The following is a 22360-nucleotide window of genomic DNA, read 5'->3' on the forward strand; positions in this document are numbered from 1 at the left end:
ATGAGCCCGACCTAATGGGCCAGCCGCCGGACCAGGTGCGGGACCGTCGACAGACCCGCCCAGAGCACCACCGCGGTCACGCCGAGCAGCAGGCCGGCGCCGCTCGCAACGGTGCCGATCGCCGGGGCGGCCACCAGCATCGGCAGGAGGCGTACCGCTACCGCGCCGCCGAGCGCCCGCACCGAAGCGCTGTAGGCCAGGTCGCGGGTCACGGCCGAGTGCTGCGCCTCCGCGGCGACCCGGGCGTCCATGTCGCCCTCGAACGCGGTCTGGCTCAGCCCGGCCAGGAACTGGGCCGCCAGGACCATCGGCGCGTACGACGGGGCGAAGATCCAGCCGACCAGCATGCCGAGGCCCCAGAGCGTCCAGCGCAGCACGGCCGGCAGCCTGAGCCGGGCGATCAGCCCGCCGGCGGTGGTCGACAGCAGCGTGCCCAGGCAGAACGCGACGGCGGCCCCGGCGACCCAGCCGGAGCCGTGCAACTCCTCGGTGACCGGAACGGCCAGCAGGACGGGCCCGGCCGCGGTCAGCATGATGCCGCCGCCCGCGATCAGGAGGCGTACCGAAGGAAGCCGCACGCCCGCGTGCGCCCGCCGGACCACCTCGGTCGTCGGGATGCCGGGCCCGGGCAGCCGGTTGCGCGAGGCGCCCGGGAGTGGCGAGATGCGGGCGCGGCGCGCGGTCACCATCGTCGGGAGCATCGATCCGGCGTACGCCAGAAACACCGCGACGAGCAGCCACCCGGTCGGATGGCCGGCCGCGCCCTTGGGCAGCAGCGCGGCCAGCGCGGTGCCGGCGGCCTCGACGCCGGCGATGCCGACCGCGTACCGGGTCATCGACCGCGTCGACCCGTCGACCGCACTGACCTCGGCCCGCATGCCGGCATAGCCGGTCCAGGCGGCGACGTTCATCAGTCCGATCGCGACCGCGACCCACCACGCGGGCAGCCCGGCGACCAGCCCGCCGAGAATGCCGAGCCGCAGCAGCCCCTCGATCGTGGCGGTGCCGCGCAGCAGCCAGCGACCGCTCAACCGGCGGCTGAGCCACCCGGTGACCGGCGCCGAGAGCACCGTGCCGACGAGCATCGCGGCGCTGTACAGCGCCGCCTCGGGCAGGCCACCGCGCGCGCTGCCGATGAGCAGCACGACCGTCCAGCCGAGGGAGTTGCCGAACGAGTCGACGACGCCGGAGAAGAGGAGTTCGCGCAGGCGGCCGGAGCGGCGCCGCCCGCCGGGACCGGCGCGCCGGCGACCGCGCCGGCCTACCTGGTCAACGGGGGGCACGCAGGGAGCCGCTGCCCACGAACAAGGGGATCGGCGGCGGGAAACCGTTGAAGTGCGACGCGTAGGCGAGGGTGTACGCCCCGGTCGAGCCGATGTAGACGACGTCGCCGACCTCGAGGCCGGCGGGCAGGGGCACGTTGTACGCGACCGTGTCGGTGCTGTCGCAGGTCGGACCGGTCACGGTGAACGGCAGGAGGGCCGCGCCCGGTCGCGACGCCCACATCGGGAAGTCCCAGCCGCCCGGCGTCTGGAGCACCTCCATGAGGCCGTTGTAGGTGCCGACCTCGAGGTAGACCCAGTGCTCGTCGCCGCGGGCCTCCCGCCCGATCACGGTCGCGGCCATCACCGACGACTCGGCCACCAGGTGCCGGCCGGGCTCGGCGACGAGCAGCGACGGTGCGTACGGAAGGAGGCTCGCGACCGCCGAGGTCACGACCGTCCCGATCTCCTCGATCGTCGGCACGTCGGAGGTGTAGCGGGCGGGGAACCCGCCGCCCAGGTCGAGCATCTCGAGCTCGACCCCGTCGGCCAGCAGCATGGTCATCAGCTCGCCCGCGCCACGGATCGCGTTGTGCCACGCCTTCGCGTCGGTGCACTGCGAGCCGACGTGGAAGGTCACGCCGTACGGCCGCAGCCCGAGCCGCCTGGCCAGCAGCATGAGGTCGTACGCGTCCTCGACGTCGGTACCGAACTTGCGCGACAACGGGAACACGCTGTTGGTGTCGTCGACCCGCAGGCGCACGTAGACCGCGGCACCCGGCGCCTGCTCGGCGATCTTGGCGAGCTCGTTCGGGGAGTCGAAGCTGAACCGCCACAGTCCGGCCCGGAACGCCTCGGCGATGTGGGTCGGCGGCTTGACCGGGTTGCTGTAGAGCACCTCGGCCGGGTCGACCCCGATCGCCTGCAGCATGCGCAGTTCGGCCAGCGACGCGATCTCGAAGCCGGAACCGCGGCCGGCCAGCGTCCGCAGGATTTCCGGCGACGGGTTGCACTTCATCGCATAGCAAGTGCGGACGCCGGGCATCGCCGCCTCGAATGCGGCGTGCTGCCGGGCGATCGCGTCCAGGTCGGTCACCAGATAGGGCGTCGGCGTGTCGATCACCTCGAGGGCGGCGGCGCTCGTCATCGATTGCTCCTGAGAAGGGGGGACGGTGTCAGGCGGAAAGGTCGGCGCCCTCGCGCAGCAGCCGGCCGGCCTGGTCGGCCGGCACCGGGCGGGAGAAGTAGTAGCCCTGTGCGAAGTGGCAGCCCATCTCACGCAGCGCGGCGAGCTGGCCGAACTCCTCGATGCCTTCGGCGACGGTGTCCATGCCCAGGCTCTTGCCGAGCTGGACGATGGTGTCGGCCAGCGCGGTGTCGTCGGTCAGCGCGCCCAGCCGCTCCACGAACGAGCGGTCGATCTTGAGCGTGTCGACCGGGAACCGCCGCAGGTAGGCGAGCGACGAGTAGCCGGTGCCGAAGTCATCGATGGCCAGCGTCACGCCGAGCTCCTTGAGGCGCACCAGCTGTTCCAGGTTGTCGTCGGTGTCGGTCATCAGCACGCTCTCGGTCATCTCCAGGCAGAGCTGCTGCGCCGGCATGCCGGTCTCGGCCAGGATCTGGGCCACGACCTCGACGAGGTCGGCCCGGTCGAACTGGCGTACCGAGACGTTGACCGCCATCTTGATCGGGCGGCCGAACTCGCCCTGGCTCCACTCGACGGCCTGCCGGCACGCCTCCTCGAGCACCCAGCGGCCCAGCGGAATGATGAGGCCGGTCGCCTCGGCGATCGGGATGAACTCGAGCGGCGCGATCAGGCCGCGCTCCGGGTGGTACCAGCGCACCAGCGCCTCGAAGCCGACCACCTCGCTCGTGGCCAGGTCGACCGTCGGCTGATAGTGCAGCCGGAGCTGCCCGCGCTCGAGGGCGACCCGCAGGTCGGACTCCAGCTCGAGCCGCGCGACCAGGCCGGCCAGCATCTGCGGGTCGTAGCTGGCGAAGCTGCCGCCGCCGGCCGATTTCGCCTTGTACATGGCCAGGTCGGCGTTGCGCATGAGCTGCTCGGCGCCGTCCGCCTGCCCCTCGTCGGCCAGCTCGACCGGCGTGTCGCCGATGCCGCTATAGGCCGCCAGACCGATGCTCGCCTGCACGTGGATGTTGCGGGTCTCGCTGGCGAACGGCTCCTCGAGCACCTCGACGATCCGCTGGGCCACCGACTCGGCCTCCTCGACGCCGATCGGCGACTCGATGAGCACCGCGAACTCGTCGCCGCCGAAGCGGGCCACCACGTCGCCCTCGCGGACTGAGGACCGGAGCCGGTCCGCGACCTGCACCAGCAGCTGGTCGCCGGCCAGGTGGCCGAGGCTGTCGTTGACCTCCTTGAACCCGTCCAGGTCGAGGAAGAGCACGGTCACGTCCTCGCCGTCGCCGCGGCGCAGCAGCGCGTCGGCGACCCGCTCCCGGAACAGCGCCCGGTTGGCGAGCTGGGTCAGCGCGTCGTGGTACGCCTCGTGCACCAGCTGGTCCTGGAGCTCCTTGCGCTCGCTGATGTCGCGGGTGTTGAGCACCAGGCCGGCCACGCTGGGGTCGCCGAGCAGGTTGGTGATCGTCATCTCGGCCTGTCGGCGGCGGCCGTCGCGGTGCCGGACGGTCAGCTCGAGCACGGTGGTGGCGTACGGGCGTCCCGCGACCTGGCGCAGCGCCTGCGCCAGCCGCAGACCCGACTCCGGGTCGAGCAGCGTGGTCAGCCGCTTGCCGGTCAGCGCCTGGGTCGACACGCCGAAGACCCGGTGCACCGACTCGCTCTGGTAGAGCACGTCGGCCTCCGGACTGACCACGGTGACGACGTCCGAGCTGTGCTGCACCAGGGCGTGGAAGCGCTGCTCGCTGGCGAACAGCTCGGCCGTACGGTCGGCGACCCGGGACTCGAGGTTGCGGGTCAGGTTGCGGTTCTCCCGCAGGGTGATCAGCTGGCGGCCGATGATCAGCAGGATCAGGACCGACCGGGTGTAGGCCACGAACATCGTGCTGTGGCCGGTCTTGGCGTACCAGAAGACGGTGGTGACCAGCGAGCCGAGCACCGCGACGTAGGGAAGCAGGACGCCGACCGGCTGCATGCCCTCGAAGCCCCGGTCGTCCTCGTCGAGCTTGCTGGCGACCGGCTTGCGCGCGGCCAGCAGCACCAGGCAGAAGCCGAGGAACCAGCCGATGTCGGTGGCGCCGCCGGAGGCGTACTTGCCGACCAGGTTGAGGTAGGCGTACCCGATGTCGGAGGCGGCGAACGCCCCGATGCCGGCGCCGACCAGGGCCAGGCTGGCGAAGGTCGAGCCGTGCCGGCGCTGCAGGGCCAGCATGTAGAGCACCATCGTCAGCATCACCACGTCGCCCAGCGGGTAGGCGAGGCTGACGTACAGGGCGAGCGCGTCGCCCTGGCCGGCGGCGATCAGCGGCTGGATCACGAAGATCCAGGCCATCAGCACTAACGAGCAGCCGACCATCAGGCCGTCGAGCACGCTGCGCACCCGGTTGGCCAGGGCCTGGGCGACGCTGGGCAGGATCAGCAGGCCGGCCGGGGTAAAGAGGATCATGCCCAGGTAGCCGATGTCGGCCCCGGACGGCAGCGGCACCTCGCGGCCCAGGAAGGTCTGCAGATAGACCGAGTACGCCTGCCCGAGGCCCCAGCTCAGCACGCCGAGGCCGATGAACGCCCAGCCCCAGCGCATCCGCCCGGTGAACCACCGGGCGCGCAGCAGGCAGGCGGCCGCCGCGACGACCGCGGAGAGGCCGAGCCCGAAGTTGGAGACCGTCTGCGCGACCCGGTCTCCGCCGAGTCCGGCGCTGAGCACCAGGGCGAAGCCGACCACGATCAGGCCGACGACCACGCACAGGCGGCCCCACCCACGGTGGCCGTGGCCGTGGCCGTCGTCGGCCGGCCCCTCGAGGCGGGCGGCCTCGGGCGGCGATTCGGTCAGGGCTGCCATCAGACGTGTTCTCCGGTCCGGTGGTGACCGCCCCGGGATGGGCGGTCAACCGGGCAGATCGGGTGTTCGGGCCGGTGCTTGAGTGCTTCGGCCAAAGGTGCACGGGTGCAAATCGGTTGCGACTCCATTGACTTTGGCCGATCTGCGGTGACAACGTTGTCGGCGGTCGCCTACCTGGAGGTCCGTCGTGCGTCGCCTTGCTGTCGTCGTCCTGGCCGTCGCCGCCACCGTTTCGGTGCCGTCATCCGCCTATGCCGCCTCGTCCTCGCCGCCGGTCGACCTGGTCCGGCCGTTCGTCGGCACCGAGAACTTCGGCAACACCTTCCCCGGTGCCGGCGCACCCTTCGGGATGGTGCAGGTCAGCCCGGACACGGGTGGGCAGGGCGGGTACGACTACAAGCAGTCGTCGATCTACGGGTTCAGTCAGACGCACCTGTCCGGCGTCGGCTGCGGGGTGGCGGGCGAGCTGCCGGTCATGCCGACCACCGGGGCGGTCAATCCTTCCTCCTACGCGTCGGCCTACTCGCATGCCGACGAGGAGGCCTCGCCCGGCTACTACCGGGTCGGGCTGTCGACGTACGGGATCCAGGCCGAACTCACGGCGACCGCGCGCACCGGATGGCAGCGCTACACCTTCCCCTCCACCGGGCAGGCGAACGTGCTGTTCAACACCGCGAAGGCCAACCAGAACGTCTTCGACTCCGAGGTTCACGTGGTCGGGGACCGGACGATCGAGGGCCGGGTGCACGCGGGCGGGTTCTGCGCCGGCAAGGACGACCACACGGTCTACTTCTCGGCGTCCTTCGACCGGCCGTTCGCGGCCTACGGCACCTGGCGGGGCAACACGGTCGGTTCCGGGCGGGATGCGGCGGGCACCGGCGGTAACGGGGCCTACGTCACGTTCGATGCGTCCAGCGACCACGACGTGGTGCTCAAGGTCGGACTTTCGTACACCGGCTTCGCCGGCGCCCGCGCCAACCTGGCCGCCGAGACCGGCGACGGCTACGACTTCGACCAGGTCCGCTCCGCGTTGCGCGCCCAATGGGCGTCGGCCCTGTCGAAGATCAAGGTCTCCGGGGGTACGGCCGATCGCCAGGCCGTGTTCTACACCGCGCTCTACCACTCCTTCCTGCACCCCAACCTGGCCGGCGACGTGGACGGGTCGTACACCGGGTTCGACAAGGCGGTGCACCACGCCGACGGGTACACGCCGTACCAGAACTTCTCGCTGTGGGACACCTACCGACCGCAGAACCAACTGCTCGAAATGCTGCAACCCGCGATCGCGCGCGACGTGGCACTGTCCGTCGTGGCGATCGGACGGGACGGCGGGTGGCTGCCGCGGTGGGCGCTGGCGAACAGCGAAACCAACATCATGACCGGCGACCCGGTGACACCGTTCCTGGTCGAGGCGTGGTCGAAGGGCCTGCTGGCCGGCCACGAACAGGAGGCGTACGCGCTGCTGCGGAAGAACGCGCTGTCGCAGCCGCCGGCGTCGACGCCGTACAACGGCCGGACCGGCGTCGGGTACTACTCGGATCGCGGCTACATCCCGTCGGGGCTGGCGCTCGGCACCGACTGCGTGGCCAAGGGCGGCGACAACGACTGCCAGCACCCGGCCTCGGCGACCCTGGAGTACTCGGCGGCCGACGCCGCACTGTCGCTGATGGCCTCGGGGCTCGGCCACGCCGCGGATGCCCGCCTCTTCGCTGGTCGGGGCCAGTGGTGGCGCAACCTGTGGGACGTCTCGATCCAGCAGTTCCGGCCGCGGACCGTCGACGGGACATGGCTGACGCCCTACGACCCGGTGGCGGCGGACGAGCAGTTCCACGAGGGCGGGGCCTATCAGTACCAGTGGCTGGTGCCGCAGGATCCGGCGGGACTCGTGGATCAGATGGGTGGCCGTCGCGCGACCCAGGCCCGGCTGGACAGCTTCTTCGCGTACCCGAAGCTCTTGAATGATCCGGCGGGCACCGCCCGGACCGACTGGATCGCCAGCCCCTACGACTACTACGCCAAGCCGACCTACAACCCGAACAACGAGCCCGACCTGCTCGCGCCGTACATGTACCACTGGGCGGGCGCGCCGGCGAAGACCGCGACCGTGGTGCGGGCCGCGATGACCCTGTTCACCACCGGCCCCGACGGCATGACCGGCAACGACGACCTGGGCACGATGAGCGCCTGGTACGTCTTCTCCTCGCTCGGCCTCTACCCGACGATGAGCGGCGCCAACTTCCTGGCCGTGTCCACGCCGCAGTTCCCGTCCGCGGTCGTCGACGTGGCCGGCCATCCGCTGACCATCAGCGCGCCCGGGGTCTCCGATTCGGCGCGCTACCTGCAGCACGCCCGGGTGAACGGCCGGAACCTGAACCGGAACTGGCTGCCGTGGTCGGCGATCGCGCACGGCGGGTCGATCGCACAGACCGTGGGCACCTCGCCGTCCCGCTGGGGCACGGCATCGTCCGACGAGCCGCCGTCGGTCAACAACGCCCCGCTCGACCACCGCACCCACCTCGACGCCTCGATCACGCCGTCGGGCACCGCCCTGCCCGGCGCCGGTCCCTCCCCGTCGCTCTCGGCCGGGCAGGCGCAGGTCGCCGAACAAACCGGTCTGACCGCGGCGCCCCGGGTGGCCGCCGGTTCGCAGGCTCGGTCGCCGATCGCCGCCGGGTCGCAGGCCGTGTTCACGGTCGACCTGGTGGGCCAGGCGCCGGGCGTGCTCGTGCCGCGCGTCTCGGCGACGGCCCCGGCCGGCTGGCGGGTTTCGGTGACGCAGCCGGGCGTACTCGTCTCGCACCACCGGCCGGTCTCCGGCCGCGCGACCGTCACCGTGACCGCGCCGGCCGACGTGCCGGTCGGCACCTACCCGCTCACCGTGACCGTCCGCGGCGCCCAGCCGCTGACCAAAACCGCCACCCTGGTCGTCCGCACCCCGCTGGCCTGCGCGTCCACCTCAGGCACCCAGTGCGCGCTCGACCTGGCCGCCGAACGCACCCTCGACGGCACGGCGACCGTCGCCGCCTCGACGGAGGGCAACTTCGACGGCGGCGGCTGGAGCTACGACGGCGACCTGTTCCCGTCCGCCGGCCCGGTCACCTTCGACGGCGTCACCTACGACGCCCCCGACCCCAGCGGCACCGCCGTCAACCTTGTCCCCGCCGCGGGCCAGCCGCTGCTGCTCCCGGCGGCACCCCACAGCGCCCTGCACATGGTCGTGACCAGCCACAACGGCCCGGTCAGCGGCGTCTTCACGCTCGGCTACACAGACGGGTCGGTCCAGTCGGTGCCGCTCACGGTCGCCGACTGGTGCGGCACCGCGACCGCCGGCACGACCACCGTCCTGGCCATGGACCACCGCATAAAGGCCGGCCAGGGCGTCGACGGCCCGCCGACCAACCTCTACGGCGCCACCGTCCCGCTGGCCGCGGGCAAGCAGCTGCGCTCGGTCTCGCTACCGAACGACCCCCGGATGCTCCTCTACGCCGTCACCCTCGACTGACATCCGCTGGGTGCCGATGACCGACAGCAGGCGCAAGGCCTCCTCGGAAGGGGAACCGGGCGCAGCGGTGTAGATGACCAGGCGCTGATCGCGGTCGGCGATGTCGAGGACGTCGCAGTTGACGGTGATCGGGCCGACCAGCGGGTGGCGGAACGTCTTCACCATGGTCGGCTGGTCGGAGACGTCGTGCGACTCCCACAACTCACGGAACGCCGCGCTCCCATCGAGGAGCTCGCGGACCAGCGCGGTCAGCTCGGGGTCGTCCGGGTAGCGGGCGGCCGCGGCCCGCAGCTGCATGGCCGAGCGCCGGCCGAACGTCTCGGCGTCCGACACCCCGTAGACGTTGCGGTCGTCGAGGAACGCCTTGCGGACGAGGTTGCGGTCGTGCCGGGGCAATGCCGAGAAATCCTCCATCAGCGCCGCGGCCAGGTCGTTCCAGGCGATCACCTCGAAGGCGGCCGAAATCACCGTCGCGGCGGCCTGAGGCAGCCGGGCGAGCAGGTCGAGGATGCTCGGGCGAACCTCACGCGACGGGCCGGTCGGCGGGGCCGGCGGCTCACCGGCCAGATGGTGCAGGTGGTCGCGCTCGGCGTCGGTGAGGCGCAGCGCGCGGGCCAGCCCGGCGAGGACCTCACGCGACGGGCGCGGTGCACGGCCCTGCTCGAGGCGCGTGTAGTACTCGGTCGACATGAACGCCAGCTGGGCCACCTCTTCGCGGCGCAGCCCGGGGGTGCGACGGCGTCGCCCGGCGGCCAGGCCCACGTCGGCCGGGGCGATCCGCTCCCGCCGGCTGCGCAGGAAGCCGGCCAGTTCCTGTCGATCCACGCCCCCAGTCTGCGTCGCCGCGGACGGCCCAGCCAGGTACCGCCGATGCCTGGATAGCGTTCCCGGCCGGGCCGAGGTTTGCCGCATGACTTCATTGCTGCTCGACGACAAGATCGCGTTCGTGTCCGGTGCCGGACGGGGGATCGGGGCCGCCGCGGCCCGCCTGTTCGCCCACGAGGGTGCCAAGGTCGTGCTGGCGGCCCGCACCGAGGACCAGCTCAAGGCCGTGACCGAGGAGATCCGCTCGACCGGCGGCGTCGCCGACTACGTCGTGTGCGACCTGGCCGACCCGTCCAGCGTGCAGGCCGCCGTCGACCGGGCCGTCGACCTGCACGGTCGCCTCGACGTGGCCTTCAACAACGGCGCGACGTTCGCGCCGCCCGGCCCGGTCGACCAGGTGACCCTGGCCGACTTCGACCGCCTCTACGAGGTGAACCTGCGCGGCGTCTGGCTCCAGATGGTCGCCGAGGTGGCGGCGATCCGGGCCACCGCCGGCACCGGCGCGATCGTCAACAACTCCAGCGTCGGCAGCCTCACCGGCAACCCGGACCTGCCCGCCTACGGCGCGATGAAGCGTGCCGTCAACAGCCTCACCGAGTCGGCCGCGATCAGCTACGGCCCGGAGAACATCCGCGTCAACGCGATCGCCCCCGGCAACACCCGCACCGAGATGATGGACCACTGGCAGCAGGTCTCACCCGGCCTGGCCGAGCGCTTGATCGCCTTCACCCCGCTGCGCCGCCAGGCCGATCCGGCCGACATCGCCGAGGCCGCCGCCTGGCTCCTCAGCGACCGCTCCTCCTACGTGACCGGCGTGGTCCTCCGCGTGGACGGCGGCGCCCGCGCCTAGGACCTAGGCTGGCGCGATGGCCACGGAGGTGCGGACGGGCAAGCGGCGCTGGGCGGTCCAACTGCTCGTGTTGTGGGGCGTCCAGCTGGTCGATGTCCTCGTGGTCACCAGCGTCACGCCGGCGATTCCCGCGATGGTGGCCGACACCGGTGCACCTCGGGGCGCGGCCACGCTGGTGGCCGCGTCGGCCGCCATGGTCTTCGCCGGGCTGCTTCTGCTCAGCGCGCGGCTCGGTGACCGATATGGACACCGCCGCATCCTTCTCGTCGGCTTGGCCGTGTTCGGCCTGGCCGCCCTGACCGGGGGTGCGGCCCATTCGATCGGCCAGGTCGTCGCCGCTCGCATCGGGCAGGGCGCGGCCGCCGCGCTGTGTGTGCCGGCCGCCATGTGGGTTCTGCTCCGGCTCAGCCCCCAACCGGGGCGCCGCCGGACCGCGCTGGCCGGCTGGAGCGCGGGCGGAGCCGTCGCCGGTGTCCTCGGCTATGTGGTCGGTGGCGGCCTCACTCAGGCGCTGAGCTGGCACTGGGTGTTCTGGATCAACGTGCCGGTCACCGTCGTCCTGATCGTCGGTGTGGTGCTGCTGCTGCCCGCCGACCCGGCCGACCGGGCCGTGCGCCTGGACGTGTGGGGAGCGGTGCTGCTCACCGCCGCCATCATGGCCATCGTCGGTGCCGCCTCGATCTTGCAGGACGGCCTGGTCGTGATCGGGTCGACCGGCCTGCTGGTGGGGGTGGTGCTCGGCGCGTCCTTCGCCGTGCAGCAACGAGCCGTGCAGCAACGAGCCGTGCAGCAACGACGGGCGGCCGAGCCGTTGATTCCGCGGGACGCCCGGCGCGACGCCGGCCTCCGTACGGGAGTCGCGGTCTCGTTCGTGAACACTGCCACCACCAGCGGCATCGCGATCGTGGTCGTGCTGCTCCTGCAGAACGACCTGGGGCTCTCGCCCGCCACCGCCGCGGTCGTGATGATGCCTCTCAGCGGTGCCGTGGTGATCGGCTCGGTCCTGTCCCGGCTGCCGGCCATGACGTCCAGCTCCCTCCGGCCGACCGTGCTCGGCCTGCTCGCCATCGCCGCCGGCGGGCTGATCCTGGCCGTCCGCCACGATCGGATCCCGGTCATCGTCGTAGCGATCTCGATTGCGGGCGTCGGGCTGGGCCTCGCGTCGGTCGGCGCTACCTCGATCGGCACCGCCTCGACGACCGGCAGCTCGGCGCTCGGGCTGCTCAACACCGCGGCCCAGCTCGGCAACGCGCTCGGCGTCGCCGCGCTCCTCGGCTCGACGGCGCTTCCGGGCGTCGGGTTCCTGGCCGTCACGGTGGCCGGTCTGGCCACCGCGGTCCGGGTTCGACGGTCGGCTCAGCGAGGGGCGGCCAGCGCGTAGGTCAGGTAGGCGAACTCGCCGCGGCGCTCGACGTCGGTCAGGGAGAGACGTGAGGCGGTCAGGCGTCGGGGGAGCAGAGGAGCGCCGGCGCCCAGCGTGGCCGGGGCGACCCCCAGGATCAGCTCGTCGAGCAGGCCGGCGTCGGCGAAGGCGCCCGCCAGCTCGCCGCCGCCGACGACCCAGATGTTTTTGCCGCCCGCGGCCGCCGTCATCGCGGTGTGCACCGGCCGCACATCGTCGGCCACGAAGTTCAACGCGGCGCCGGGGATCGGTGGCAGGTCACGGTGGGTGAAGACCCAGGCCGGGACGTCGCCGTAGTATTCGTGCCACCGGGCCGGGTTGTCGAGGAGCGAATCGTGCTCCAGCACCCACTCATAGGTGGTCGAGCCCATCGCGAACGCGCCGACCCCTTCGAAGAAGGCCGGGAACGGCGAGCGATTGATGTCGTCCTCGGCCTCGAAGAGCCAGGACAGCGAGTTGTCCGGGTCGGCGATGAAGCCGTCGATCGTCGTAGCGGTGTAGTACTGCGTCTTCGGCATGCCGAGCACCCTGCCACCCGCGTACGACAAAAAAAGAGGGACCGGCCCGAAAGGCCGGTCCCTCGCTGTGGAAAAACTCAGCCCGTCGCGATCCGGCCGTCGGTGGTATAGGTGAACGGGTCGGGCAGCGTCCCCACATACGCCACCAGCGGCACCAGCTCGGCATCCGCGGTCTGTACGATGTTCGACGCGCCGGTCAGCACGGTGAAGCCGTCACCGCCGCCCATCATGAACGAGTTCGCCGTGCCGGTGTACGACACGCCGGCATCACGGGGGATCGGCGTGCTGTTGTCGCCCGCCGGGCCCAGCCACACCCCGGTGATTGTGGTGCCGGTGTAGGTGAAGTGCAGGCCCGAGATCTGCATGATCCCGCCGGTGCCGGGCGCCAGCTGCTGGGCGAGCAGCGCCCACACCTGGGTCCCGGTCAGCGAGAACGTGTCCAGGTAGTCGTCCTGGAACGGCTGCATCGTGAACAGTGACCCGTAGGTTACGGGGCCCGCGACCAGGCCCGCCCGCACGCTTCCGGTGTTGACGAACGCGAGCTGCGTCTTCGCGTACGTCCGCTGAGCGTCCGCGATGAGGTCACCCGCCGGCGATTCGCCGGCCGGTGTGGCACCGCCCTCGCGTTGCGACGGAACCGGGGCCGCGGCGTGGCCGACCACCTTCTGCGTCACCGGGTTGGTTGCCGCCACCGCGTCATCGACGATCTTCTTGACCGCCGGGTCCGGCGCGACGGCCGGCGCCGACGGGTCGGTCGAGGCGGGCGGCGTGGTCTCCCAGACCGGCACCACCGAGCCCCACGTCGCCGCGATGGTGCCCGACGACCGGTCGAGCAGCAGCCGCACCCGGTCGAACGCCCGCGTGTAGGAGGACGCCTGGATCACCAGCGCGTGCCCGACCCGGGTGTCGACGACCGTGTGGCTGTGGCCGCTGATCACGACCGAGACCGACGGGTCGAGGTGGGCCGCGATCGTGTTGATCCGGTCACTGACCGTGCCGACCGGATATGTGCTCTGCGAGCCGCCCTCGTGCACCACGGCCACGAAAGCCCGCACGCCCCGGGCGCGGAGGGCCGCGACCTGACCGTTGATCGCGGTCGCCTCGTCGACGAAGTGCACCCCGTCGGTCGCGCCAGTGGTCGTGATCGACGGCGTGGTGATCGTGGTGGCGCCGATGAAGGCGACCGGCACCCCGCCGACCTGCTTGATCACGTACGGCTGGAGCAGCGGCTTCCCGGTCTTGTCGCTGATCACGTTGGCGTCGGTCATCGGGAAGTTCAGCCTGTCGAACGTGATCGACGGGTCGATCGTCGACGTACCGCCGGTGATCTGCTTGAGCATCTCCGGGACGCCCCGGTCGAACTCGTGGTTACCGAGCGTTCCCACATCGATGCCCATCTTGTTCAGGGCGTCCAGCGTCGGCTTGTCGCGCAGCAGCCCGGAGGCCGGTGGGCTGGCGCCCACCATGTCGCCGGCGGCGACGGTGACGGTGTCGCGCGGGTCGCTAGCTTGCGCTTCCCTGAGGTACGCGCTGAGCACCGCGAGCCCGCCCGCGGCGTCCTTCACCCCGGTGTACGGGTCGGTGTAGGTCAGCCCGTCCGACGTCAGGTTCCCGTGCACGTCGTTGATGGCGAGCAGCTGTCCGGTCGAGTAGCGCCACCCGCCCTTGACGATCGAGGTGAGCACACTGCCCTGTGCCTGGAGCGGCGGGTTGAAGCCGCCCAGCACGGCCAGCGTCGGCGCGAGGTCGATCGCGCGTACCCCGCGTACGGAAGGAGCGTGCGCGATGTCCGGGCCGCCGGCGACGAACGTCGCGTGCATGTTGATGTTGTGGGCGAGGTCGACGTCCTCCGGCAGGTAGCCGTGCTGGCCGAAGAACTTCGACGGCGCGACCAGCGTGCCGACCGTGTTGCCGTCGAACTCGTACGGCACCTTGCTGACCACCACGACGTCGCCGGTGCGGGTCGGATTGAGCGAGTCGCCGCCCTGCACGTTCGCCATCTCCGGCTTGGTGAGAACCTTCTCGATCACCGGTTTGCCGTTCGCCGGGTCCTTCAGATTCCGGTACGCCGCGACGATCTTGTCGACCGTGGCCTGGTAGTCGGCCGGGTCGAGCACACCGTCCGGGTTGCGGCCCTTCAGATCCAGGTAGATCTGGGTGGTGCCGCCGGCCCAGCATGCCTTGGCGATCGTCTTGCCGGCCTGACTGGCCGCGGCCGGACGGCAGTTGCCGGTCTGCTCGACGTCCTGCAGCCCCAACTGCTTGAGCACGAGCGGGGCATCCACGGCGTACCACTGAGGAGCGAAACCGTGGTCGCTCGAGGCCAGGATGTCGGGGTTGTTGGTCAGCGACCGGACCAGGCCGAGCCGCGCGTCGGCCGAGTGGTAGGCGCCGCGCAGGTAGCCCTCGCGCTGGGCGAGCCGGTTGTCCCGCGGCCCGCTGCCGGCGACCCGGTCGTAGTACGGGTTCTTGCTGCCGTCCGGCGCGGTCGGCGTGAGCAGCCCGAGAATCTGGTGGCTGACCTCGTCGGTCTGGTCGGTGCCGGCCAGCAGCACCTCGGTGTCCGGCTGCAGCGTGGTCAGGACGTAGTTGAACACCGCCCGGTCGTACGCCTGGTTGAGGCCGACCGTCTGCTGGAACCAGGTGTCCTCGTCGATCAGCCCGGCCTCCTCCGGCGCGAAGTCACCGAAGATCGCCGGCGGCAGGTTGTCGGCGATGTACTTGGCCAGCCGGTCCTCGCCGGGCGCGCCGGCCGGCAGAGCATTGCAGGCCGCGGTGGCGCAGTGCGCGTTGGGCCGGGTGACGCTGGTGAAGTAGAGCTGGAAGTTGCTCAGGTTCTTGTCCAGCTTGGTCACGTCGACGTAGAAGCCGGCCTTCTCGCCGGCGGCGGTGCCGATCAGGTCGACCTTCAGCGGGCTGTAGACGCCGGGGGTCAGCGTGGTCCCCTTCGAGCCGTCCTTGGCCGCCTCGCCCGGCACCATGACGACCTTGTCGTAGCCCTTGCTGCCGGTCGCGTAGACGTAAAGGTCGAAGGTGTGGCTCGCGTTCAGCGTGGCCGACGTGGACGTGACGGTGACCGTGGTCTGCTGCGCCTTTGCATCCGCCGGCACGTTGGTCCAGCCGGTCGCCGGGGCGAACGCCGCAACCTGGTAGGACAGACCGAAGCCGGCCGCACTGGTCTGCCGGGTGGCGTTGGCCGGGAACTCGAGCACTCCACGCTGGGAGTAGAAGGTGGCATAGTCGACCGTCGGGCCGTTGATGTTGGCGTTCAGACCGCCGGTCCACTCGAGCTGGGCGACCTTCTTGCCGGCCAGCTCCGCACTCGACGCCACGGACTGGGCCTCGAGCACGTTGGTGGGGTCGCTGCCCGGGCTCGCCCCGTTGCCGTGGAACGAGAACGACGTCGAGGTGGTGAACGGCTGGCGGTTGTCGAAGAACGTGTTGTTGGTGCTGCCGTGCACGCCCGGGCCGGCGCCGGTGGCCAGCGTGTACCAGCCTTGGCCGGTGTTCGGCGGGAAACCCTGGGAGAGGCCGTTGGCGCCGGTGGCGCCCCTGCGCATCAGGTCGGCGTAGGTGGGCATCTGACCGGCGGCGGCGTACCGCTGCATGAGGTCGGGCCGCATGCCGTCCGAGCTGAAAAGCACTACCGGCGTCGCCGCGGGGCGGTGGCCCGGCGACGCGACGCTCGGTGTGGTCGTAGCCGCCACACCGGCCACGGTGAACACCGCGGTCAGCCCGGCGGCCCAGCGACGTGCTGGGTGGAGGATCGTCATCTCGCACCTTTCGAGGCGCTGAGTTGCTGGTGGATGTCGATCCCCAACCTTCAATGCACGGAAGGCGATGTCAACGACCGTCAGCATTTGGACAACGCTTCTTCACCTTCTTCAGCGGTGTGGACCTCTCACCGGCCGAACGGCAGCGTGGTCCAGGTAGTGCCGCCGTCGGTGGTCAGGCGCAGCGTCACGTGGTCGGAGCCGGGTACCGGCAGGACGTACAGCGCGGTGTCCGCGTCTCGCACGAACCCGCCCTTCAGGGACGCACCGGGCGGCAGGTGGGCGACGTCGGTCCAATGTGCGCCCGAGTCGACGGTCCGGTAGACATCGGCGCCGTTGCCGGTACGCCAGGCGACCGTCGGCGAGACCGCTTCGACGTCGTCGCCACCGGGCGCGCCGCCGGGATGTGGTTGCCAGCTGTGCCCGCCGTCGGCCGAAGTGGCGATCTGCCAGCCCGGAGCCCGGCCACCGGCGACGAAACAGACCGCCCACAGACCACCGTCGTCGCCGGCACTCAGGTAGGCGTCGGTCACGTTCGGATGCGACAGGCCGGCACAGGGGTCGGCGGCGGCGCTCCAGTGGGCCCCACGGTCGGCGGTGCGGTACCAACCCTTGCTGTCTCCCTGCGCGCGCAGGGCGATCGCGCTGTCGGCCGAGATCGCGGCGAGGCTGCCGATCTGCCCTCGGCCCGGCGGTTGGCTGGCGGTGGGTGCGGGCCGGCCGCCGCTCGTGGCCCGGAACACCTCCAGCACGCCGTCATCCGCCACCGCCAGGCCGAGGACGGGATCAGCGCCTCCCTCGACGTCGTCCAGCGCCGCGACCGTGGTCCAGCTCCGTGCTAGATCGATGCTGCGCAGCAGGGTGTAATGCCGCCCTTCGGAGCAATTGCCGGTGCCACAGGTGTGCGCGATGGCAAAGAACGGGCCCGACGGTGCGGCCGCGATGGCGTCCAGCGGCAACTGCATCGTCACGCCCGGGCCGGCCGGCGCCGAGCTCCGCCGATCGCCGGCCAGAAACGCCCCGCCGGTGACGGCGACCGCGACACCCACCGCCGCGGCGGCGACCGCCCAGCGCCGCGTCGCGATCGCGGCCACCGGCAGGTCGAGAAGGTGGTGCAGTACCAGAGCGATGCGCTGTTCGCTGGGGAGGACTTTCAGCGCAGCCATCAACGCGACCGTGTCCTCGCCCGGTGCCGGGGTCGGATCGGGCAGTCCGTGACGCCGGTAGGCGACCAGCCGGCCGCGCTGTTTGCGCCAGCCGTTGGCGATGATTCGCCAGCCGACCACGCGTATCCACGCTTCCGGATCTGCGCTGCGACCCACGCTGGCCCAGCGCTGCCAGGCCCGGGTGTACGCCTCCTGCGCGGCGTCCTGCGCCTCGCCGAGATCGCCGCCGGCCGCGTAGAGGAACTGCAGAACGCGGACGCGCGTGCCGCGATAGAACTCGTCGAAGCCGTCGGCGTCGCGCACATGCCCTCCGTGTTGCTACGGGTTGGTCCTGCCCTCATAACCCGCCGACGTGGGCGCCGGTTGCATGACCGCCGGAAAGCCACAGAATGCCGGGCGTGCGGCGGTGAAAACAGCCGATCGGACGAGTCCATATCAGCGACCCGCCGATCGGAAGGACTTCCTCATGACCGCCACTGCGCTGGTGAAGCCGCGCGCGTCGCTCGCCTGGGTGCTCGTGATCACGGCTGCCGCCGCGTTGATCGTGGCTCTCGACCAGCTTGTCGTCGCCACCGCGTTGCAAACCATCCGCGACGACCTCGGTGCCTCGATGGCCGGCCTCGAGTGGACCGTCAACGCCTTCAGTCTGAGCTTCGCCGCCCTGATGGTTCCGGCCGCCGAACTCGGCGACCGGATCGGCCGGAAACGTACCTATGTGCTGGGCCTGATCGTGTTTGCCCTCGCCTCCGCCGCCTGCGCGATCGCCCCGAACGTCGGCCTGCTGATCACCGCCCGGGTGTTGCAGGGCGCCGGCGGCGCGCTGATATCGCCGGCTGCCCTCGCGCTGCTGACCGCCGCCACACCGCCGCACAAGCGGGGCGCGGTGATGGGCATCTACGCCGCCGTGACCGGCCTGGCCGTCGTCGGCGGCCCCCTCATCGGCGGCGCCGTCACCGAAGGTATCGCCTGGCAGTGGATTTTCTGGATCAACCTACCGATCATCGCGCTGGTCCTGCCCTTCGCCGCCGCCAAGCTCACCGAGATCAAGGGCAACCCCGGCCGGACCGACCTGCCCGGCATCGTCCTGATCGCCGGTGCGATGTTCGGCATCGTGTGGGGCCTGGTCCGTTCCGGCCCCGCGGGCTGGTCGAGCGCCGAAGTGCTGGCCGCGCTGATCGGCGGTGGCCTGCTGATGGTGGCGTTCGTCGGGTGGGAACTGCGGACCGAGGCGCCGATGCTGCCCATGCGGCTGTTCAAGGTTCCGGCCTTCGCCGCCGGCAACCTGTCCTCCCTGCTGCTGACCGCCTCGCTGTTCAGCACCGTGTTCTTCCTCGCCCAGTATCTGCAGATCGCGCTGGGCTATTCACCGCTCGGCGCCGGTCTGCGGTTCCTGCCCTGGACGGTGCCGCTGTTCTTCATCGCCCCGGTTGCCGGGCGCCTGCAGGACCGCATCGGGCCCCGCTGGCTGATCTGCGCCGGGCTGACCCTGCAAGGCGCCGGGCTGGTCTGGCTCGCGGTCACCGCCCACGACCACGACCCGTACGGTTCCTCGGTCGCCGCACTCGTCCTGGCCGGGGTCGGCACGTCGATGGCGATGCCCGCGCAGCAGAGCGCCGTGATGAGTTCGGCTCCGGTGGCCTCGATGAACAAGGCGGCCGGCACCTTCAGTACCGTGCGGCAGCTCGGCGGCGCACTCGGCGTCGCGATCCTGGCCGCGGTCTTCGCCGCGCACGGCAGCGATCGTTCGCCGCTCGGTTTCGCCGACGGGTTCTCCGCTGCCATGATCGCGGCAGCGGTGATGGCGTTCGCCGGTGCGGCGAGCGGACTGCCGGCCCCCGGTCGGCGGCAAGCATCCGCCGTGCCCGCCGCGGTCGTGAAGCCGATGCCCGCCGCGGAGGAGGAGGAACTCGGTGTCCACTGACCGCACACCGGCCGACGGCTTCGCCGGCCTCGCCGACCCCTACCGCGACGAACTACTGGCCCACTGCTACCGGATGGTCGGATCGATACACGACGCCGAGGACCTGGTCCAGGAGACCCTGCTGCGGGCCTGGCGCGGCTACCACCACTTCGACGGCCGTTCCTCCCTCCGCACCTGGCTGTACCGCATCGCCACCAACACCTGCCTCACCGCGCTCGGCAGCACCCACCGCCGCGTGCTGCCGTCCGGACTGGGTACGGGTGCCGCCGACTCGGAGTCCGCCGACCTCCGGCGCCTGGACGACATCGCCTGGCTCGAACCGGCACCGACGGCCCAGCTCACCCGGCACCCAGCCGACCCCGCATCGATCGTCGCGTTGCGCGACACCACCCGGCTCGCCCTGGTGGCCGCCTTCCAGCGACTACCGGCCCGGCAGCGTGCGGCGCTGTTGCTGGTCGACGTCGTCGAGTACACGCCGGCCGAGGCGGCGGAGCTGCTCGACGTCACCGTCACCACGGTGCGCAGCCTGCTTCAGCGGGCCCGGCTCACGCTGGCTGCCGACCAGCCGGTTCCCGACCGGGTCGTGCCGACACCTGAGCTGGACGCCGGCCTCCTCGCGCGGTACCTGCAGGCCTTCGAGACGGCCGACACCGCCGCCCTGGCTCGGCTGCTCGCCGAGGACGTGCGCTTCGAGATGCCGCCCATCAAGACCTGGTTCACCGGGCGGGAAGCGGTGATAGATCACCACCGGCGCCGCGTCTTCACCGGACGGCGACGAGCCCTGGTGACCTCCGCGAACGGCTACCCGGCTCTGGCCACGTACACCCGGACCGCCGAGGCCACCTATGCCGCCCACGGCATCCAGGTTGTCGAGGCCCATGGCGGCCTGATCAACCAGATAACCGTGTTCCTGGACCGGCAGCTCTTCCCGGCCTTCGGGTTCGAGCTGTCGCTCCCCGCGGAGTGAGCCGTGACCAGATCTTCGCAGCCGCTGACGTTGCTGGCCCGTTCCGCCGTCCTGATGCATGTCAGTCTCGACAGCGTCACCGACGTCCGGCCCACCCGCGCCACCCCCTGCGCGCTCTGGGATCTCGGCACCCTGATCAGCCACGTCGCGGACTCGGCGGACCTGCTGATCAGCTCGGTCGGCGGTCGTCCCGGACCGTCGGCGGACCCCGACTGCCGGACACGGGCGCGACAACGGATCCACCAACTTCTGCTCGCACTGAGAAGCGTGCCCGGTAACCACGCCGATCTCGAGCTGGCGGCGTTGACCGGGGCATTCGAGCTGACGATCCACGCGTGGGACATCAGCGAGTCGACCGGATGCGGAATGCTGCCGCCGGGCAAACTGGCGAGCACCCTGCTGACGTACGCGCCGATCGTGCTCGGCAACGTGGACCGCACCGGTCTCTTCGATCGTCCCCGCCCTCCCGGCCCGGGCGAGGACACCGATCTCGATCGGCTGCTGGCCCTGTTCGGCCGCCGGCGAAAAGGCGCAACCTGATCGCCGGCGGCCGCTCCAGCGTTCCGGGCGACCTCAGCACGCCGTCGTGTGCCCGGCGTATTCGTCGTGCCGGCGGACCCACGCCATCGGCCAGGGCAGCCCGGCCTCGCGTCGTCCGTGGGGTGCGCGGTCGAGCAGCTGATAGGCGCTGATCATCGCGTCGGCGCCCCGGGCGTAGCTGGAGTAGGTGTGGTAGACGGTGTCGTCCTCCAGCGCGAAGGCACTCATGCCGGGCAGTTCGGCGGCGGGGTGGGCCAGGGGGGCGAAGTTGTAGTCGGCGCCGTCGGCCCGTTGTTGCGGGGTGAAGGAAACGCCGTAGTCGTAGTTGAAGTCGCTGCCGAGTGAGGAGACCCAGTCGAAGGTCCAGCCCATCCGCCGCCGATAGGCTTCGAGCTTGGCCAGCGGTGCGCGGGAGACATTGACCAGCGTCACGTCGCGGGCGTTGAGGTGCGGTACGGCGGCGTTGCAGTGGTCGGCGGTCAGCGAGCAGCTCGGGCAGCCGGCGTCGGCGTTCTCCCCGAACATGAAATGCTTGACGAGCAGTTGCGAGCGGCCGTGGAACAGGTCGCGCAGGGTTCTTGTGCCCTGGGTCGTCGCGAACGTGTATTCCTTGGTGACCGGCACCCAGGGCAGGTCGCCGCGGATGCGGGCGAGCCGGTCGCCGGCTCGGCTGTGCTGCTTCTCGAGTTCGAGCACGGCGCGGCTGGCGGTCAGCCATTCCTCGCGGGTTCCGATCCGGTGCTTCATCGGGGGTCCTCTCGGTTGTCCGGGGTGGTGTGGTCGACGATGGCCGGGACGACGGTGTCCCAGCAGCGGTCCGGCAGTTCGTGCCCGACGCCCGGCAGTCGCAGCAGCCGGGCGTCCGGGATCTCGGCGGCCAGCGCGACACCGTGTTCGACGGGGAACAGCGGGTCGTGGGTGCCGTGGATGACAAGCGTCGGGGCGCAGAGGCCGCGCAGCCGGTCCCGCCAGCGGTCGTGGCCTCGCATCGCGTAGTGGTTGGTGTGACTGGCCTCGACGCACGCCGAGCGGTCCACCGCCGTGGCGGCCCGGTCGTGGGCGGCGGCCGCTTCCCCGGCGGTCCAGTCGGCGGCGTAGGCCCGGTCCTGCGCGACCACGTAGTCGATCACGGCCGCCCGGTCGGACCAGTCCGGCGCCGTGGCGGTGTCGAAATGGGCCTGCAGCGGGTCGGTGGTCGGTGGCAGGTCGGGAGCCTTCGGCTCGGGGCTGGTGGCGATCAGGGTGAGTGAGGCGACCCGTTCGGGGGCATACATGGCGGCCACCTGGGCGAGCTGGCCGCCCATGGACAGGCCGACCAGGTGTGCCCGGTCCAGGCCGTAGGCGTCGAGCACGCCGACGGCGTCGGCGGCCAGCTCGGCGAAGCCGTAGCCCGGGACACCCGGCCGGTAGCAGGTCGAGCTGCCGGTGTCGCGGTGGTCGTAGCGGATGACCAGCCGCGATGCCCCGGCCAGTCGTTCGCAGAAGGCCACCTCCCACCAGTCCATCGATCGGCTCGCACCGCCGATCAGCAGGACTGCCGGGTCACCACGCCGGCCCAGGGTCTGCACGCAAAGGTCGACGCGCTCCGCTCCGTCGATCCGGACAATGTCGTAATCGGTCACCCCTGCACGCTCGCCCAGCGCGGGCCGCTGAT

General features: G+C 71.3%; 13 protein-coding genes and 2 pseudogenes. 6 read left to right on the top strand and 9 right to left on the bottom strand.

All coding sequences use genetic code 11. From position 1 onward, the window contains the following. Positions 1-11: 11 nt before the first annotated feature. The 3 genes from ACIA5C_RS17370 to ACIA5C_RS17380 are packed head-to-tail and all read right to left on the bottom strand — an operon-like array spanning position 12 to position 5242. Positions 12-1283, bottom strand: a complete 1272-nt coding sequence (locus tag ACIA5C_RS17370; RefSeq protein WP_396055551.1) for a hypothetical protein — start codon at positions 1281-1283, stop codon at positions 12-14. Next, positions 1270-2409 carry a type III PLP-dependent enzyme gene (locus ACIA5C_RS17375; protein ID WP_396055553.1) on the bottom strand — a complete coding sequence of 380 codons (1140 nt, stop codon included), beginning with the start codon at positions 2407-2409 and terminating at the stop codon, positions 1270-1272. The genes ACIA5C_RS17370 and ACIA5C_RS17375 overlap by 14 nt, the downstream gene beginning before the upstream one ends. 28 nt (positions 2410-2437) lie before the next feature. Further along, positions 2438-5242: a putative bifunctional diguanylate cyclase/phosphodiesterase gene (locus ACIA5C_RS17380; RefSeq protein ID WP_396055555.1), complete on the bottom strand. Its 2805-nt coding sequence runs from the start codon at positions 5240-5242 to the stop codon at positions 2438-2440. A gap of 184 nt (positions 5243-5426) precedes the next feature. Here ACIA5C_RS17380 and ACIA5C_RS17385 point away from each other — a divergent pair. Continuing rightward, positions 5427-8744 (top strand): annotated as a pseudogene (locus ACIA5C_RS17385) (GH92 family glycosyl hydrolase); the annotation flags it as partial. Here ACIA5C_RS17385 and ACIA5C_RS17390 read toward each other — a convergent pair. Continuing rightward, positions 8697-9569, bottom strand: coding sequence for a helix-turn-helix transcriptional regulator (locus tag ACIA5C_RS17390; RefSeq protein ID WP_396055557.1), 873 nt, complete (start codon positions 9567-9569; stop codon positions 8697-8699). The pseudogene ACIA5C_RS17385 and the gene ACIA5C_RS17390 sit on opposite strands and share 48 nt — an antisense overlap. 85 nt (positions 9570-9654) lie before the next feature. Here ACIA5C_RS17390 and ACIA5C_RS17395 point away from each other — a divergent pair, with 85 nt between their 5' ends. Together ACIA5C_RS17395 and ACIA5C_RS17400 are read left to right on the top strand one after the other, a co-directional pair. After that, positions 9655-10419, top strand: a complete 765-nt coding sequence (locus ACIA5C_RS17395) for an SDR family NAD(P)-dependent oxidoreductase (protein ID WP_396055559.1) — start codon at positions 9655-9657, stop codon at positions 10417-10419. A gap of 16 nt (positions 10420-10435) precedes the next feature. After that, the gene (locus tag ACIA5C_RS17400) at positions 10436-11800 is read left to right on the top strand and encodes an MFS transporter (protein WP_396055561.1); all 1365 of its coding nucleotides are present in this window, start codon (positions 10436-10438) and stop codon (positions 11798-11800) included. Here the strand turns inward: ACIA5C_RS17400 and ACIA5C_RS17405 are convergent. The 3 genes and pseudogenes from ACIA5C_RS17405 to ACIA5C_RS17415 all read right to left on the bottom strand — a co-directional run. Next, positions 11776-12339 carry a dihydrofolate reductase family protein gene (locus ACIA5C_RS17405; protein ID WP_396055563.1) on the bottom strand — a complete coding sequence of 188 codons (564 nt, stop codon included), beginning with the start codon at positions 12337-12339 and terminating at the stop codon, positions 11776-11778. The genes ACIA5C_RS17400 and ACIA5C_RS17405 overlap by 25 nt on opposite strands. Before the next feature lie 77 nt (positions 12340-12416). Then, complete coding sequence (locus ACIA5C_RS17410) at positions 12417-16112, bottom strand: 5'-nucleotidase C-terminal domain-containing protein (protein ID WP_396055565.1); 3696 nt, start codon at positions 16110-16112, stop codon at positions 12417-12419. Positions 16113-17116: 1004 nt separating this feature from the next. Continuing rightward, positions 17117-17581: pseudogene (locus ACIA5C_RS17415) on the bottom strand (sigma factor); the annotation flags it as partial. A 163-nt stretch (positions 17582-17744) separates the two neighbouring features. On the opposite strand from ACIA5C_RS17415, the gene ACIA5C_RS17420 reads away from it, so the two are divergent. Genes ACIA5C_RS17420 through ACIA5C_RS17430 form a run of 3 tightly spaced genes read left to right on the top strand, consistent with a single transcriptional unit; the run spans position 17745 to position 20706 of the window. After that, positions 17745-19199, top strand: coding sequence for an MFS transporter (locus ACIA5C_RS17420; protein ID WP_396055567.1), 1455 nt, complete (start codon positions 17745-17747; stop codon positions 19197-19199). Beyond that, a complete protein-coding gene (locus ACIA5C_RS17425) occupies positions 19189-20166 on the top strand; it encodes an RNA polymerase subunit sigma-70 (RefSeq protein ID WP_396055569.1) in 978 nt (325 codons plus the stop codon). The genes ACIA5C_RS17420 and ACIA5C_RS17425 overlap by 11 nt, the downstream gene beginning before the upstream one ends. 3 nt (positions 20167-20169) lie before the next feature. Further along, positions 20170-20706 carry a hypothetical protein gene (locus tag ACIA5C_RS17430; protein WP_396055571.1) on the top strand — a complete coding sequence of 179 codons (537 nt, stop codon included), beginning with the start codon at positions 20170-20172 and terminating at the stop codon, positions 20704-20706. A gap of 33 nt (positions 20707-20739) precedes the next feature. Here ACIA5C_RS17430 and ACIA5C_RS17435 read toward each other — a convergent pair whose 3' ends face one another. Both ACIA5C_RS17435 and ACIA5C_RS17440 read right to left on the bottom strand, forming a co-directional pair. After that, positions 20740-21453, bottom strand: a complete 714-nt coding sequence (locus ACIA5C_RS17435; RefSeq protein WP_396055573.1) for a DUF899 domain-containing protein — start codon at positions 21451-21453, stop codon at positions 20740-20742. Beyond that, positions 21450-22328, bottom strand: coding sequence for an alpha/beta fold hydrolase (locus ACIA5C_RS17440; RefSeq protein WP_396055575.1), 879 nt, complete (start codon positions 22326-22328; stop codon positions 21450-21452). Before ACIA5C_RS17440 ends, ACIA5C_RS17435 begins: the two co-directional genes overlap by 4 nt. Between the last annotated feature and the right edge of the window lie 32 nt (positions 22329-22360).

Source organism: Actinoplanes sp. NPDC051343 (assembly GCF_044455125.1).
In the GTDB taxonomy this organism is placed as follows: Bacteria; Actinomycetota; Actinomycetes; order Mycobacteriales; family Micromonosporaceae; genus Actinoplanes.